This window comes from Streptomyces sp. NPDC017202, assembly GCF_044331705.1.
GTDB lineage: Bacteria > Actinomycetota > Actinomycetes > Streptomycetales > Streptomycetaceae > Streptomyces.
The window spans coordinates 172,227-186,082 of record NZ_JBIRNP010000013.1; the positions used below are offsets into that span (position 1 = coordinate 172,227).

The following is a 13,856-nucleotide window of genomic DNA, read 5'->3' on the forward strand; positions in this document are numbered from 1 at the left end:
GCCTTTCAGCCCCGCGCTTCCACTCCCGCGCCTTTCAGCCCCCAGTTCTCACTCCCGTGCCTCTCGCTCCTGCGCCGCTTCCTGCTCCGCCGCTTCCGCCGCCGCCTGGAGCAGCTGCTCCGCCTCCGTCCGCCGCGCCCGCACGGTCTCCTCGTCCCCGCCCTCGAAGCCGGGGTCCGTCTCCGCGTCCGCGTACGCCGCGAGTACCGCACGCGCGCGTGCGGCCGCCTCCGCGGGACGTCCCAGGTCGGTCTCCAGCCAGCCCGCGGCCAGCTCGGCGCCGGTGCGCGGCGGCAGGGCGGCGGCCCCGAGGGAGACGAACACCGCGACCGCCTCCGACATCTGGCACAGCGCCTCGTCCATGGCGGCACGGATCGAGTCGTCGTCGGCGTCCTCGGTGGCCGAGCGGGCCAGGAGATCGCCGAACTGGCGGTGGGTGTGACCGAGTTCGAAGACCAGCCGCAGACGCGTCTCCTCGTCGTCCGCGACCTCCAGCGCGTCGGCGCACTCCCCGACGGCGTCCGCCATCAGCTCCCGCGCCGCACGGGTGCCGCCCTCCGCCCGCAACGCCAGCCACGCACGCGCGCGCAAGGAGCGCACCAGCCCGTGCACGTTGCCCAGGGAACGCCACAGCTCGCCCGCGCGCGCGTACGCCCGGTCCGCGTCCGCGCGCAGCCCCGCCTGACCGAGGGACTCGGCGGCCAGGTGCGCCAGCGTCGCGTGGTCGTGCTGCTCGGGCCAGTGCCGGGCGGTCTCGGCGGCCTGCAGGCGGCGCTCGGCGGCGGCCCGGTGCTCGCCCAGCTCGCTCAGGCAGTCGCCGAGCCACCACTGCGTCTGCACGACCGCCCCGTCGCCGTGCGTCTCGACGGTCAGGTCCGCCAGCGCCGACTCCAGCACCTCCGCGGCCTCCGCCCACCGGCCCTGCCGCACCAGGAACCCGCCCAGCTGGTGCCGCGCCCACGCGCCGAACGTCGGACCCTCGCCCGCCTCGTCGGCCCAGTGCGCCGCCTCCAGGGCGTGCTCGGCGGCCTCCGCCGCCTGCCCCCGGCCCCCGACGACCTCGGCGAGCTGGAGGTGCAGCTGCGCCCTGCCGACCGGCTCCAGGAAGCCGCCGCCGTGCTCCAGGGCGGCCCGCAGCGCCCGTTCCGCCTCCGTCATGTCGCCCAGGTGGTGCGCGAGAGCGGCCAGCCTGGCCTCGTACTCCACGGCGAACCAGGGCAGCCCCGCCCCGGTGAACTCCGCGGCGGCCCGGGCGAACAGCTCGGCGCCCGCCTCGGCGTCGCCCGAGCGCGCCGTCAGCTCCGCGAGCATCGCGTGTCCCTCGGCGACCCGCGCGACGAGCCGCACGTCGTCCCCGGCCCGCCCCTCCACGAGCGCGAGCACCTCCCGGACGGCCCCCTCGGCCTCCGCCAGCACCCGCTCGGCGACCGGCCCGTCGGCCTCGTGCACGCGCCGCATCAGGATCCGCGCGCGGCCCATGAGGACCCCCGCCGCCTGCCGCACCTCCGTGCCGCCCTCGGCGTACAGCGCGAGGACCCGGTCGTACGGCTCGGCGACCGCGGCGAGCGCCTCGTCGATCTCCCCGGTGAGCGCGCGGACGTAGGCCGCACGCGTGCGTGCCGCCAGAGCCTCGCCGGGGTCGCCCGCCTTCGCGTACAGCCCGGCCGCCAGCTCGAACGTCTCGGCACCCTCCGCGCCCAGCCCCATCGCCCGGTGGTCGGCGATCTCGGCGCGGTCGCGCGCGTCCAGCCCGGCGCCCGCGGCTCCCTCGGCGGCCGCCGCCACCGCCGCCCACGCCTCCACGGCGTGCGGCCGCAAGGTGTCCGACAACCGCCGCGCCTCGGCGAGCAGCGCGGGCAGATCCACCGCGCCGGCTCCTGCTCCGGCCCCCGCCCCGGCCGCCGCCGTGACCGTCGGCGGCGGGGGGGCGGCCGCGGGAACCGGCGGACGCACCGTGCGCACCCCCAACGGCAGCCGCTCCACCAGCGGCTGCTGCGACATCCGCGCGCGTGCCCGCTCGCCGACGTGCGACGTGCCGTTGCGCGCGTCGAACCGCGCGGCCAGCGCGAGCGCCTCCTCGCGCGCGTGGAGCGCGAGTTCCGCCGCCGTCCACACCCGCCCGGCCGGCCCGGGAACCCGCTGCCCGCCCAGGCCCAGCGCGGACAGCCGCTCCATGAGCAGGACGACCACGCTCAGGAAGTCCAGCCTGCTGCGCGGCTGCCCCTCGTCCGTGAAGTACGCCGGGCGCTCCGCGAGCAGCTCCAGGCCCCGCGCCTCGTTGCCGGTCAGCGCGCAGAACTCCACGTGGTCGGCGTACGCGCCCCGCATGCTCTCCATCGCCCGCACCAGCCGGAAGCCGCGCAGGTGGTTCGCCCGGGCCTCGTCCGGCCGGCCCAGCCGCACCAGCGGCACCAGGGACGACGCGAGCACGGTGTGCGGCTCGTGCGCGCACGTGTACGCGCCCTCCAGGACGGGCGCCCACAGCTCCAGGGCCTCCGCGTCCCGGCCCCGTTCCGCCTGCCACCAGCCCTGACCGCGCAGCTCGCACGCGTGGCAGTCGGCCATGCTGTCGCGGTCCGCGGCCAGCCAGGCGGCGAACGCCCGCTCGGCCCGCTCCACGTCCCCGACGTGCGCGGCCACGCTGAACTCGGCGCCGCGCACGGCCCGCTCGGAGTGCCCGGCGAGCCGGTAGCGGTGCTCCATCTCGCCGAGCCACTTCTCCACCGACGCCAGCGGAATGTGCGGCTGGTCGAGCATGCCGGCCGACATCCACTTGAAGACCCAGTGCAGCGAGTGCGTCTCGTGCGCGTCGAAGTCCTCGGGCCGTTCGTCCCACATGCGCAGCAGGCGCGCGAACGGGACGAACATCTTGTCCTTCTCGGAGCTGTAGTTGTAGACCTTCAGCTGGTGTCCGAGCGCCTCGATCACGGCGAGCGGGATGTTCAGCCTCTCGGCCTCCACGAGCAGCAGTTCCGCGCGCGCGTTGCGGGCCGGGCCCTCCGGCTGCTCGCCGTTCTCCGCGATCGCCCGGCGCAGGGAGTCGAAGTCCGTGATCGTGGTCATCGCCGCCCGTCCTCCTCAGGTGTGGCTTCCCCGTGCGTGGCCCACTCCAGCAGGCCGATGAACGCCCGGTTCAGCAGGGCGGAGTCCGCCGGCCGCAGGGGCCGCTGCGCCATCAGCAGCGCCTGCCCGTACAGCGACTCCGCGGCGGTGCCGATCAGCTCGGCGTCCCGCAGCGAACTGATCCGCCGGACCAGCGGGTTGAGATGGTTGAGCACCAGACGCGCGCGCGGGGCGCTGCCGCGCAGGGAGCCCAGGATGCCCGCCCACAGGTCGTCCGCACGCGACTCGGCGTCCGCCCGCGCCTGCTCGTGCCGGGCCGCCCGGTCGTCCAGGTGCAGCGCGGGCACCGACAGGGGGTGGAAGGCGCGCAGGACCACATCGCAGCCCAGCGGGTCGAGCTTCGCCCGCGCGGCCGCCAGGAAACCCGACAGCGCCAGCTCCTCCGCCGCGTCCACGGCGTCCAGATGCGCGGTCACGGTGTCCGCGTCCAGCTCGGCGACCACCGTCCCCGGCCGCACCGACGGCAGCGCCTCGACCAGTTCGCTGTCGTACGTGTAACCGCCGTTGACCACCCCGACGCCCTGCGCCGACGCGATCGGCGCGACCTGCCGGTACTCCTCCACGGTCCGCGTGAAGTGCACCACCGGATGCCGCTGCGCGAACTCCTCCAGCGACAGCCGGCCGTCGCTCGTCTCGAACGGCAGCCACGGCAGCATCGTCCGCAGCATCTCCCGGTCGTGCCGCGCCAGGGACTTCACCCCCAGGTGGTGCACGGCGAGGAACGCCGCCAGCCGCTCCGGATCCCCGGCGGCCAGCCCCGTCAGCCACGCCCGGATCCGCTCGCCCAGCGCCTCCCGCACGGCCGCCAGCGTCTCGTCCTCGTACAGCGCCTCGCGCGAGGCCGTGGGCCGCAGACTGTCGGTGTCCAGGACACAGCGCACGAAGAACGCCCAGTCCGGCAGGAGCTGTTCGGCCCGGTCGGTCAGCAGCATGCCCTTGAGGTGCACGCGGTGACCCGCCCGCTGGGCCGGACTGACCGCGGCCGGCAGCACGTACGCCACCCCGCGGATCCCGGCCAGCGGCACGTTCAGCTCGATCGAGTCCAACGGCGTGAACCCGAACAGCTCGTGACAGTGCCGGGCCAGCGCCACCCGCCGGTTCGCGGGAGAGGCGTACGGCCGGTCCCAGGGCGCCGGCAGATCGGTGACCGCCTCCTCGCCGACCCGGACGTCGTACGGCAGCAGCGAGCCGAAGTCGCGCGCCAGCTGGAGGACCCGCTGCTCGGTGAGCCACTCACCGGCACCGGCCCGCGCCACCAGGTGCACGGTCGTGCCCGGCTCGGGGCGCTCCTCGTCGGACAGCGTCCGCACCGTGTACGAACCGTCGTCGCGGGCCGTCCACTCCACCGGCGGCGCGCCGGGCGTACGGGAACTGCGGCTGACCACCCGGATGCGCTCGGCGACCACGAAGCAGGCCAGCAGCCCGATCCCGAACTGCCCGAGGAAGTCGGAGCGGGCCTCCTGCAGGCCGTCGGCGCGCTTGGAACTGCGTCCGATGGTGGCCAGCAGGCTGTGCACGTCGGACTCGGTGAGCCCGACACCGGAGTCCTCCACCCGCAGCTCCCCGCCCGTGGCGGACAGCCGCACCCGCGCCGGGGCGCCGGGCTCCTCCGCCCGCCGGGCGGTGATGGCGTCCACGGCGTTCTGCAGCAGCTCGCGCAGGTAGACCCGGGGACTGGAGTAGAGGTGATGGGACAGCAGGTCCACCAGGCCGCGCAGGTCGACCTGGAAGGTATGAGGTGACGGTGATGCCTGGGATGACGGTGAGGTCTGGGAGTCCATCGCTGCTGCGCCGCGGCTTGGGGAGGGTCGAGGGCGCGGGGTCGGGCGGTCCCGGTGGGGCGGTGACCGCGGGGGATGGCCGGAGCGCGCCATCCTAGAGCCCGAACGAGCCGCCTGACCAGGGGTTTCGGGACACGTATACGGCAATGTCAGTGGGGTGGTGTGCAATGGATCTCGTGCCCGCGCTCGAAGAACCGCTCAAAAAGGTGCTCGGCCCACCGACCGCGAAGGTGATGGCCGAGCACCTCGGCCTGCACACCGTCGGCGACCTCCTGCACCACTACCCGCGCAGATACGAGGAGCGCGGCCAGCTCACGCACCTCGCCGACCTCCCCATGGACGAGCACGTCACCGTGGTCGCCCAGGTCGCCGACGCCCGCCTGCACACCTTCGCCTCGGCCAGGGCCCCCCGCGGCAAGGGCCAGCGCCTGGAGGTCACCATCACGGACGGCAGCGGCCGCCTCCAGCTGGTCTTCTTCGGCAACGGCGTGCACAAGCCCCACAAGGACCTCCTGCCGGGCACCCGCGCGATGTTCTCCGGCAAGGTCTCCCTCTTCAACCGCCGCCTCCAGCTGGCCCATCCGGCCTACGAACTGCTGCGCGGCGACACCGACGAAACGGTCGAGACCTGGGCCGGCGCCCTCATCCCGATCTACCCGGCCACCGCCAAACTCGAGTCCTGGAAGATCGGCAAGGCGATCCAGACGGTCCTGCCCAGCGCGCAGGAGGCCGTCGACCCGCTCCCGGACTCCCTGCGCGAGGGCCGCGGCCTGCTCTCCCTCCCCGAGGCCCTCCTCAAGATCCACCGTCCGCACACCAAGGCCGACATCGACGACGCCCGCGCCCGCCTGAAGTGGGACGAGGCCTTCGTCCTCCAGGTCGCCCTCGCCCGCCGCCGCCACGCCGACGCCCAACTCCCGGCCGTCCCCCGCAGACCCGCCCCGGACGGCCTGCTCTCCGCCTTCGACGACCGCCTCCCCTTCACCCTCACCGAGGGCCAGCAGAAGGTCTCGCAGGAGATCTTCGACGACCTGGCGACCGAGCACCCGATGCACCGGCTGCTCCAGGGGGAGGTCGGTTCCGGTAAGACGATGGTGGCCCTGCGCGCCATGCTCGCCGTCGTCGACGCCGGTGGGCAGGCCGCCATGCTCGCGCCCACCGAGGTCCTCGCCCAGCAGCACCACCGCTCCATCGTGGAGATGATGGGGGAACTGGCCGAGGGCGGGACGCTGGGCGGCGTCGAGCACGCCACCAAGGTCGTACTCCTCACCGGGTCGATGGGGGCCGCCGGGCGGCGGCAGGCGCTGCTCGATCTCGTCACCGGCGAGGCCGGCGTCGTCATCGGCACGCACGCGCTGATCGAGGACAAGGTGCAGTTCCACGATCTCGGGCTGGTCGTGGTCGACGAGCAGCACCGGTTCGGCGTCGAGCAGCGGGACGCCCTGCGCGGCAAGGGCAAGCAGCCTCCGCACCTGCTCGTCATGACCGCCACGCCCATCCCGCGCACGGTCGCCATGACCGTCTTCGGCGACCTGGAGACCTCCGTCCTGGACCAGCTCCCGGCCGGCCGGTCGCCCATCGCCAGCCATGTCGTCCCCGCCGCCGACAAGCCGCACTTCCTGGCCCGCGCGTGGCAGCGGGTCCGCGAGGAGGTCGAGGGCGGACATCAGGCGTACGTGGTCTGCCCGCGCATCGGCGACGAGGAGGACGGACCCGGGAAGGCGAAGAAGAAGTCTCCGGAGGACGAGGCCGAGAAGCGTCCGCCGCTCGCCGTCCTGGACGTGGCCGACCAGCTGGCCAGGGGCCCGCTCCAGGGGCTCCGGGTCGAGGTGCTGCACGGCCGCATGCCCCCGGACGACAAGGACGCCGTCATGCGCCGGTTCGCCGCCGGGGACATCGACGTCCTGGTCGCCACGACCGTCATCGAGGTCGGGGTCAACGTGCCGAACGCCACCGCGATGGTGATCATGGACGCCGACCGCTTCGGCGTCTCCCAGCTGCACCAGCTGCGCGGCCGGGTCGGCCGGGGTTCGGCCCCCGGACTCTGCCTCCTCGTCACCGAGATGCCCGAGGCGAGTCCCGCCCGCCAGCGGCTCAACGCGGTCGCCGCCACCCTCGACGGCTTCGAGCTGTCCCGCATCGACCTCGAACAGCGCCGCGAGGGCGACGTCCTGGGCCAGGCCCAGTCCGGTGCCCGCTCCAGCCTGCGCGTCCTCGCCGTCATCGAGGACGAGGAGGTCATCGCCGAGGCGAGGCAGGAGGCGGCACAGGTGGTCGCGTCCGACCCGGAGTTGACCGCCTACCCCGGCCTGCGCACCGCCCTGGACGCCCTCCTGGACGAGGAGAGGGAGCAGTACCTGGAGAAGGGCTGAGCGCGCGGCGCCGGATCCCCGCGGTGCCGGCGCGTACGTCGTGCCCGGCCGGCGGCCCCCTCCCGCCCCGACGGGGGGTGGACGGTCACCCGCGCGCGGCGGGACGGGCGGTGCCCCGCGCGCGGCGGTGCGGAGGGTTCCCCGGACCCCACCGGGCACCGCCGACCGTGATCGAGCACCCCGCACCTCCGCCTGCCAGACTGGCCACGTCAAGACGCCCCCGAACAAGGACCCCGAGATGACCCGCGTGATCGCCGGAAAAGCCGGCGGACGTCGCCTGGCCGTCCCGCCAGGGACCGGCACCCGCCCCACCTCCGACCGCGCGCGCGAGGCCCTCTTCTCCACCTGGCAGTCCCTGCTCGGCGGCGCCCCCCTCGACGGCGAACGCGTCCTGGACCTCTACGCCGGCTCCGGCGCCGTGGGGCTGGAGGCCCTTTCCCGGGGGGCCGGCCACACCCTGCTCGTCGAGGCCGACGCGCGAGCGGCCCGCACGATCCGGGAGAACGTGCGGACCCTCGGCCTGCCGGGCGCCGAGGTGCGGGCCGGTAAGGCCCGGCAGATCATCCAGACGCCGCCGACGGAGCCGTACGACCTCGTCTTCCTCGACCCCCCGTACGCCGTCACGGATGACGATCTTCGGGAGATCCTGCTCACACTCCGCTCGGAGGGGTGGCTCGCGGCGGAAGCCCTCGTCACCGTGGAGCGCAGCACCAGAGGCGGCGTCTTCGGCTGGCCGGACGGCTTCGAAGCGATCCGGTCCCGTCGGTACGGCGAGGGAACGTTTTGGTACGGTCGCGCCGCCTCTACGTGCGAAGACGCACGATGACCGGACCGGAGAGCGAGGGATCTCAAGTGCGCCGCGCCGTCTGTCCCGGGTCGTTCGACCCGATCACCAACGGACATCTCGACATCATTTCCCGCGCCTCCCGTCTGTACGACGAGGTCTACGTCGCGGTGATGATCAACAAGTCCAAGAAGGGCCTGTTCGAGATCGACGAGCGGATCGACCTGATCCGCCAGGTAACCGCCGAGTACGGGAACGTCCGCGTCGAGGCCTTCCACGGTCTCCTCGTCGACTTCTGCAAACAGCGCGAGATCCCGGCCATCGTCAAGGGCCTGCGCGCCGTCAGCGACTTCGACTACGAGCTGCAGATGGCCCAGATGAACAACGGCCTCTCCGGTGTCGAGACGCTGTTCGTCCCCACCAACCCCACCTACAGCTTCCTGTCGTCCTCCCTGGTCAAGGAGGTCGCGACCTGGGGCGGCGACGTCTCCCACCTGGTCCCGCCGCTCGTCCTCGAGGCACTCGCCGAACGGCTCCGCAAGGACTGAGAACCTGACGGCCCGTCACTCGGTGTCCGCCGGACACCTCGTGGCCGTACAGTCGTTCCGTCCGTCTCCAACACAGCAGCAGAGAGTGGCGAGCAACCGGTGGACGTGCAGAAGAAGCTCGACGAGATCGTCACGGCGGTCTCCAGTGCCCGGTCGATGCCGATGTCGGCCTCGTGCGTGGTCAACCGCGCCGAACTGCTCGCCCTCCTCGAAGAGGTGCGGGCCGCGCTGCCCGACTCCCTCGCCCAGGCCCGGGAGCTGATCGGCGGCCGCGAGCAGATGGTGGAGCAGGCCCGTCAGGAGGCCGACCGGATCATCTCCACCGCGCACGCCGAGCGCGGCTCCCTGATCTCCGACACCGAGATCGCCCGCCGCTCGCAGGCCGAGGCGGACCGCATCCTGGCCGAGGCCCGCAAGGAGGCCGAGGACATCCGCGCGGAGGCCGACGACTACGTCGACTCCAAGCTCGCCAACTTCGAGGTCGTCCTCACCAAGACCCTCGGCTCCGTCGGCCGCGGCCGCGAGAAGCTCCTGGGCACCGGCCCCGGCGTCGACGAGCAGGGGTACGAGGACGAGGACGCCCCGGAGCGCAGCCACGACCCGGAGACCCTGCGCCGCGACGCCGACGCCTACGTGGACGTCAAGCTGGGTGCCTTCGAGGCGGTTCTCGCCAAGACCCTGGAGGCCGTCGGCCGCGGCCGGCAGAAGCTGCACGGCCGGATCGCCAGCGACGACCTCGGCGCCCTCGCCGACGACGACACGACCTTCCAGCACTCCTCCGACGCCGACTACCTCGCCGACCTCGCCGCCCTCGCCGAGCAGGACACCCCGGCCGGGCAGCCCGCGCAGCGGCCGTACGAGCAGTCCCAGGAGGCCTACGCCTACCAGCAGCCGGACCCGTACGGCTACCAGCAGCAGGACTACGGCCGGCAGCAGGACGCCTACGGCTACCAGCAGGCCGACCCCTACGCCGCCACGTTCGACTACGCGCAGACGGGCGGGGCCCCCGCCCAGGGCTACGACCCCCGGCAGGCGCCGTACGACCCGCAGCAGCAGGCCCAGCAGGCCCCGCAGGAGCAGCAGGGTTACGCCCTCGACGAGGCCAGCCTGTTCGACACCAGCATGATCAGCGCCGAGCAGCTGCGCGCCTACGAACAGGGCCGCGGCCTGTAGCAGCCGAGGTCCGGGGCGGGGCCGGGGACACCGGATTGGGCTGTGAGCGAATGCTCCAGTATCCTGGCTCTTCGGTCGCGTGTATGTCCGCGATCGCTGCTGCCCGCAACACCTGAGGGCGGCGGCCCCCACAGCACGGAAGATCGAAAGCAGGAATGGCCCTGAACGCCCGCCTCGACCACCGCAACCCTCTCGTGTTCGACACACACGAGCTGGGGCGGCGTCCTGGCGCGCTCCAGCGCCTGTCCCGTGAGATCGAAGCCCCCGGGGACCTCGGGATCCAGGGGGTCATCGGAGTGCCGGAAGGCGCCCCGGTGAAGCTGGAACTCCGACTCGAGTCGGTCATGGACGGAGTGCTCGTCACGGGCACCGCCCGTGCACAGGCCGAGGGGGAGTGCGTAAGGTGTCTGGAGCCGGTCGGGCTGGAGCTCGAAGCGGATTTCCAGGAGATGTTCTCGTACCCTGACGCCGACGACCGGGGCCGCGTGAAGGCGGAACCGGCCGACGACGCCGAGGAAGACGAGGACATGCTCTTTCTCGAGGACGGCCTGTTCGACCTCGAACCCGTGCTGCGTGATGCGGTGGTGCTCGCACTGCCGATGCAGCCGGTGTGCCAGGACGACTGCCCAGGACTGTGCGCCCAGTGCGGAGCACGCCTTGCGGACGACCCGGACCACCACCATGACGCCGTCGACATCCGTTGGGCGGCACTGCAGGGACTCGCCGGTTCACTCGAAGACGGCGAGAAGGACGAGATGAGTGGCGAAGCGCCTCGATCGGTGCCCGCCAACGAGAAGCAGGAGAAGTAGCCGTGGCTGTTCCGAAGCGGAAGATGTCGCGCAGCAACACGCGCCACCGCCGGTCGCAGTGGAAGGCTGCGGTCCCCACCCTGGTTGCGTGCGAGCGCTGCCACGAGCCCAAGCTGCAGCACATCGCGTGCCCGTCTTGCGGCACCTACAACAAGCGCCAGGTCCTCGAGGTCTGAGCGGCTGGTGAGAGGCACCGTGTCTAGCCCCAAGCAGGCGGATGACGTCAAGGCGGATTCCGTCGCCAAGAAAAAGGCGGACAACACGGCCTCGTCCCACACGCTTCTGGAAGGGCGGCTCGGCTATCAGCTCGAGTCCGCCCTTCTGGTGCGTGCGCTGACCCACCGTTCCTACGCGTACGAGAACGGCGGTCTGCCGACGAACGAGCGGCTGGAGTTCCTCGGGGACTCCGTGCTCGGCCTCGTCGTCACGGACACGCTGTACCGCACCCACCCCGACCTGCCCGAAGGCCAACTGGCCAAGTTGCGGGCCGCGGTGGTCAACTCGCGTGCGTTGGCGGAGGTCGGTCGTGGCCTCGACCTGGGCTCCTTCATCCGGCTCGGCCGCGGTGAAGAGGGCACGGGCGGCCGGGACAAGGCGTCCATCCTCGCCGACACCCTCGAAGCGGTGATCGGCGCGGTCTATCTCGACCAGGGCCTCGACGCGGCCTCCGAACTGGTGCACCGCCTGTTCGACCCGCTGATCGAGAAGTCCTCGAACCTCGGAGCCGGCCTGGACTGGAAGACCAGTCTCCAGGAGCTCACCGCGACCGAAGGACTCGGCGTGCCCGAGTACCTGGTGACGGAGACCGGCCCCGATCACGAGAAGACCTTCACTGCTGCCGCCCGCGTCGGAGGCGTCTCGTACGGCACCGGCACCGGCCGCAGCAAGAAGGAGGCGGAGCAGCAGGCCGCCGAGTCCGCGTGGCGGTCCATCCGGGCCGCGGCGGACGAGCGTGCCGAGGCGGCGACGGCGGCCCGGGCCGTCGAGACCGTCGACGGCAGCAGCCCGGACCCCGAGTCCGCCTCCGCCTGACGAACACCGCCGCAGCACCACCGGTAGTAGTACGAGACGAGCGCCCGCCCTCCACCCGGAGGCGGGCGTTCCGTACGGGGAGTCCCATGCCCGAGTTGCCCGAGGTCGAGGTCGTCCGGCGCGGTCTGGAGCGGTGGGTCGCCCATCGCACGGTCGCCGACGCCGAGGTGCTGCACCCGCGTGCCGTACGCCGTCACCTGGCCGGCGCCGACGACTTCGCGCACCGTCTCGAAGGCCATCGCATCGGCACCCCCAGCCGTCGCGGCAAGTACCTGTGGCTGCCGCTGGAGGACACCTCGCAGGCGATCCTGGCCCACCTCGGCATGAGCGGCCAGCTCCTGGTCCAGCCCCACGCGGCTCCCGACGAGAAGCACCTGCGCATCCGGGTCCGCTTCGCCGACACGCTGACACCAGCGGCCACCGAGGCGGGGGGCACCGAGCTGCGCTTCGTCGACCAGCGCACCTTCGGCGGTCTGTCGCTGCACGACACCACCCCCGACGGGCTGCCCGACGTCATCGCGCACATCGCGCGCGACCCCCTCGACCCGCTGTTCGACGACGAGGCCTTCCACCAGGCCCTGCGGCGCAAGCGCAGCACCATCAAGCGGGCCCTGCTCGACCAGTCGCTGATCAGCGGTGTCGGCAACATCTACGCCGACGAGGCGCTGTGGCGTTCCCGCCTCCACTACGACCGCCCCACGGCCGGCTTCACCCGCCCCCGCACCCTCGAACTGCTCGGCCACGTCCGGGACGTGATGACGGCGGCGCTCGACGTCGGCGGCACCAGCTTCGACAGCCTGTACGTCAACGTCAACGGCGAGTCGGGCTACTTCGACCGGTCGCTGGACGCCTACGGGCGCGAGGGACTGCCGTGCCGGCGCTGCGGCACACCGATGCGCCGGCGCCCCTGGATGAACAGGTCCAGCTACTTCTGCCCGCGGTGTCAGAAGCCGCCGCGCGTCTCGTCGTAGCGCCCGCGGGACGCCAGGACCTCGTCCATCCGGCCCTCCACCAGGCGGATCAGGCCGAGCAGCCGCTCCGCGACCTCGTGGCCCAGAGGCGTCAGTTCGTAGTCCACGCGGGGCGGGTTGGTCGGCTGCGCCTCGCGGTGCACCAGACCGTCGCGCTCCAGCGCGTGCAGCGTCTGGGACAGCATCTTCTCGCTGACGCCGTCGACGCGTCGGCGCAGTTCGTTGAAGCGCAGCGAGCCCTCGTGCAGGGCTCCCAGGGTGAGAGCGCCCCAGCGGCCCGTCACGTGCTCCAGCGTGCCGCGTGAGGGGCAGGCCTTGGCGAACACGTTGTACGGGAGGTCCTGCTCCGGGGTGCGCTCCTGAATGCCGGTCATGACCCAAGCGTACTCGAACGCAGCGCTAACCGGCAGGTTGCACTAACTAGAAGTTAGTGCTTTCCTTTCGTCATCGGTGGTGAGCTGTCGCCCCCGCTTCCGCCGGTTCCCTTTACCTGCCCCGAGGAGGACGCACGTGACCACCCCTGTTGTCTCCATCGCCTACCACTCCGGCTACGGCCACACCGCCGTCATCGCGGAGGCCGTCCGCTCCGGTGCCGTCCAGGCCGGCGCCGAGGCGCACCTGATCGAGGTCGACGCGATCACCGAGGAGCAGTGGGCGCTCCTCGACCGCTCGGACGCGATCGTGTTCGGCTCGCCCACCTACATGGGCACCGCGTCCGCCGCCTTCCACACCTTCGCCGAGGCGACCTCCGCCCGCTGGGCCACCCAGGCCTGGAAGGACAAGCTGGCCGCCGGCTTCACCAACTCCGGTTCCAAGAGCGGAGACAAACTGCACACCCTGCAGTTCTTCCAGATCCTGGCCGCACAGCTCGGCATGCACTGGGTCAACCTCGGCCTGCTCCCCGGCTGGAACAGCAGCACGGCCTCCGAGGACGACCTCAACCGCCTCGGCGTCTTCCTCGGCGCGGCCGCCCAGACCAACGTCGACGAGGGCCCCGACGCGGTGCACAAGGCGGACGTCGCCACCGCGGAACACCTGGGCCGCCGGGTCACGGAGACGGCGAGGACCCTCGCCACGGGCCGCGCGGCCCTGGCCGCCTAGGGCGTGTCTGACAATTCCCGTCGGGCGCGCGACGCCTGGCACGGCACCTCGCCGCGTTGTCGGATCGCCCGAGTACATCCAGTACACGGGCGATCCTCCGCCTTGCGATGCACCGCACCAGACGCCGCGCACTGATCCGACGCGAATTGTCAGACACGCCCT

At 72.6% G+C, this 13,856-nt stretch carries 12 protein-coding genes; 9 read left to right on the forward strand and 3 right to left on the reverse strand.

Going from position 1 to position 13,856, the window contains the following annotated elements; all coding sequences use genetic code 11:
- Nucleotides 1-48: 48 nt before the first annotated feature.
- Both ACH4N1_RS24430 and ACH4N1_RS24435 read right to left on the reverse strand, forming a co-directional pair.
- A complete protein-coding gene (locus ACH4N1_RS24430) occupies nt 49-3,063 on the reverse strand; it encodes a tetratricopeptide repeat protein (protein ID WP_398100057.1) in 3,015 nt (1,004 codons plus the stop codon).
- On the reverse strand, nt 3,060-4,904 hold the full coding sequence (locus tag ACH4N1_RS24435; RefSeq protein WP_398100059.1) for an HSP90 family protein: 1,845 nt from the start codon (nt 4,902-4,904) through the stop codon (nt 3,060-3,062). Before ACH4N1_RS24435 ends, ACH4N1_RS24430 begins: the two co-directional genes overlap by 4 nt.
- A gap of 167 nt (nt 4,905-5,071) precedes the next feature.
- Between ACH4N1_RS24435 and recG the strand changes: the two genes are divergently transcribed.
- From recG to mutM, 8 genes are all read left to right on the forward strand, one after another.
- The gene (recG, locus tag ACH4N1_RS24440) at nt 5,072-7,276 is read left to right on the forward strand and encodes an ATP-dependent DNA helicase RecG (RefSeq protein WP_398100061.1); all 2,205 of its coding nucleotides are present in this window, start codon (nt 5,072-5,074) and stop codon (nt 7,274-7,276) included.
- A 238-nt stretch (nt 7,277-7,514) separates the two neighbouring features.
- The gene (rsmD, locus tag ACH4N1_RS24445; RefSeq protein WP_398100062.1) at nt 7,515-8,102 is read left to right on the forward strand and encodes a 16S rRNA (guanine(966)-N(2))-methyltransferase RsmD; all 588 of its coding nucleotides are present in this window, start codon (nt 7,515-7,517) and stop codon (nt 8,100-8,102) included.
- Between the two features lie 26 nt (nt 8,103-8,128).
- Nucleotides 8,129-8,608 carry a pantetheine-phosphate adenylyltransferase gene (coaD, locus tag ACH4N1_RS24450; RefSeq protein WP_382787960.1) on the forward strand — a complete coding sequence of 160 codons (480 nt, stop codon included), beginning with the start codon at nt 8,129-8,131 and terminating at the stop codon, nt 8,606-8,608.
- Between the two features lie 99 nt (nt 8,609-8,707).
- Nucleotides 8,708-9,781, forward strand: coding sequence for an ATP synthase F0 subunit B (locus ACH4N1_RS24455; RefSeq protein WP_398100064.1), 1,074 nt, complete (start codon nt 8,708-8,710; stop codon nt 9,779-9,781).
- A gap of 155 nt (nt 9,782-9,936) precedes the next feature.
- Nucleotides 9,937-10,590 carry a YceD family protein gene (locus tag ACH4N1_RS24460; protein ID WP_366058076.1) on the forward strand — a complete coding sequence of 218 codons (654 nt, stop codon included), beginning with the start codon at nt 9,937-9,939 and terminating at the stop codon, nt 10,588-10,590.
- 2 nt (nt 10,591-10,592) lie between these two features.
- On the forward strand, nt 10,593-10,766 hold the full coding sequence (gene rpmF, locus ACH4N1_RS24465; RefSeq protein WP_007493396.1) for a 50S ribosomal protein L32: 174 nt from the start codon (nt 10,593-10,595) through the stop codon (nt 10,764-10,766).
- 7 nt (nt 10,767-10,773) lie between these two features.
- Complete coding sequence (gene rnc / locus ACH4N1_RS24470; RefSeq protein WP_398100066.1) at nt 10,774-11,622, forward strand: ribonuclease III; 849 nt, start codon at nt 10,774-10,776, stop codon at nt 11,620-11,622.
- A gap of 86 nt (nt 11,623-11,708) precedes the next feature.
- A complete protein-coding gene (gene mutM / locus ACH4N1_RS24475; protein WP_398100068.1) occupies nt 11,709-12,593 on the forward strand; it encodes a bifunctional DNA-formamidopyrimidine glycosylase/DNA-(apurinic or apyrimidinic site) lyase in 885 nt (294 codons plus the stop codon).
- On the opposite strand, the gene ACH4N1_RS24480 is transcribed toward mutM, so the two are convergent.
- Complete coding sequence (locus ACH4N1_RS24480) at nt 12,566-12,967, reverse strand: winged helix-turn-helix transcriptional regulator (RefSeq protein WP_398100070.1); 402 nt, start codon at nt 12,965-12,967, stop codon at nt 12,566-12,568. The genes mutM and ACH4N1_RS24480 overlap by 28 nt on opposite strands.
- Nucleotides 12,968-13,103: 136 nt before the next feature.
- On the opposite strand from ACH4N1_RS24480, the gene ACH4N1_RS24485 reads away from it, so the two are divergent.
- A complete protein-coding gene (locus ACH4N1_RS24485; RefSeq protein WP_398100072.1) occupies nt 13,104-13,694 on the forward strand; it encodes a flavodoxin family protein in 591 nt (196 codons plus the stop codon).
- Nucleotides 13,695-13,856: the final 162 nt, after the last annotated feature.

Coding starts and splice junctions, on each gene's coding strand:
- ACH4N1_RS24430 (WP_398100057.1), bottom strand. CDS start 3,063: ATGACCACGATCACGGACTTCGACTCCCTGCGCCGGGCGATCGCGGAG.
- ACH4N1_RS24435 (WP_398100059.1), bottom strand. CDS start 4,904: ATGGACTCCCAGACCTCACCGTCATCCCAGGCATCACCGTCACCTCAT.
- recG (WP_398100061.1), top strand. CDS start 5,072: ATGGATCTCGTGCCCGCGCTCGAAGAACCGCTCAAAAAGGTGCTCGGC.
- rsmD (WP_398100062.1), top strand. CDS start 7,515: ATGACCCGCGTGATCGCCGGAAAAGCCGGCGGACGTCGCCTGGCCGTC.
- ACH4N1_RS24460 (WP_366058076.1), top strand. CDS start 9,937: ATGGCCCTGAACGCCCGCCTCGACCACCGCAACCCTCTCGTGTTCGAC.
- mutM (WP_398100068.1), top strand. CDS start 11,709: ATGCCCGAGTTGCCCGAGGTCGAGGTCGTCCGGCGCGGTCTGGAGCGG.
- ACH4N1_RS24480 (WP_398100070.1), bottom strand. CDS start 12,967: ATGACCGGCATTCAGGAGCGCACCCCGGAGCAGGACCTCCCGTACAAC.